At 36.3% G+C, this 981-nt stretch carries 2 protein-coding genes; both read left to right on the top strand.

Features of this window, described 5'->3' with window-relative positions:
• Positions 1–38 precede the first annotated feature (38 nt).
• Positions 39–830, top strand: coding sequence for a DUF4866 domain-containing protein (locus B2S90_RS01415; RefSeq protein WP_286696437.1), 792 nt, complete (start codon positions 39–41; stop codon positions 828–830).
• 2 nt (positions 831–832) lie between these two features.
• A partial coding sequence (locus B2S90_RS10805) for an aromatic acid exporter family protein (RefSeq protein ID WP_349677195.1) occupies positions 833–981 on the top strand: 149 nt, incomplete at its 3' end.

Here is a 981-nt window from a genome sequence, read left to right as displayed (position 1 = left end):
AGAAAGTCTATAATCACAAGTGGATGGAGGTTAAAACTATGACACCATTATTTCCACGTGTTCAAGAAGTAGAGAACATATTTCACAAAATACTCGCAAGTAAAGAAGCTTGTGCAAGACTGAGAGAAACATTCAATTCAAGTCTAGAAGACTTTCAGGGATCAGAAGAATTAAACAATGAGACCTTTTCAAAAGTCGTTCTAGATAGTTATTCAAATCAGGATATCAGCGCATTACTATTAGCCATATGTGGTAAATCTATGTTTGATTTATTACGTGATGCTTATTTGATTCCTCAAACATTTCATGGTAAAGCAGGAGAAAATCCAGTACTACTTACATCACCTTCTGGAGATCTGTTAGAGGGGAAGGATGTCTCACATCATACAATGAGACGTTTTAAAAATATCCTCTCACAACATCAGCCTGTTCCCCGTTCCCTTGTTTATCTGGCTGATGGCTATGATATAGAACGTTATTATAAGCATGATGGATCAGTAGACCAGAGAAAGACAGATGCAGTCAGAGGCATCTTACTTCTTTATGCACTTCCTGATACTAAGAAGCTTCATCTAACAGCTGCGCAGGTTTATGCAATCATCTGGGATACATTCTTCAGTATTCAAAAAGAAGCACCTCTTGCTCGTGTATATTATGGACAGGAAACAGGAGAGAAGAATGATAAAGATTATGATGAAATCGCAATATTACTTCCTACTCATTTGTTTAGAAGACAGATGGTTGAACATATGGAAATCGTTGATGGATTAGTTCTATCTTGTAGAGAAAAAATGATGGCTGAAGCCGGTAATGATAGTTTGGAGTTGTAATTATGCCTAGAATCGGATTACGTATTATTAAAACAAGTATTGCCGTCTTCATCATCATGGTATTATTCACTCTCTTTGCTGTACAGAGATCACCTTTCTATGTCCTTATAACCACAATTATCTGTATTCAGCCAGATAAAGAGAATGAAAA

Source organism: Catenibacterium sp. UBA627, assembly GCF_002299355.1.
Taxonomy (GTDB): Bacteria; Bacillota_I; Bacilli_A; order Erysipelotrichales; family Coprobacillaceae; genus Catenibacterium; species Catenibacterium mitsuoka.
Note: the sequence above shows the minus strand (reverse complement) of the source record. Positions and strands in the feature narration are given on the sequence as shown.

What these genes read in the sequence shown, in the direction of transcription:
- B2S90_RS01415 (WP_286696437.1), top strand. Translation starts at nt 39, where the DNA reads ATGACACCATTATTTCCACGTGTTCAAGAAGTAGAGAACATATTTCAC.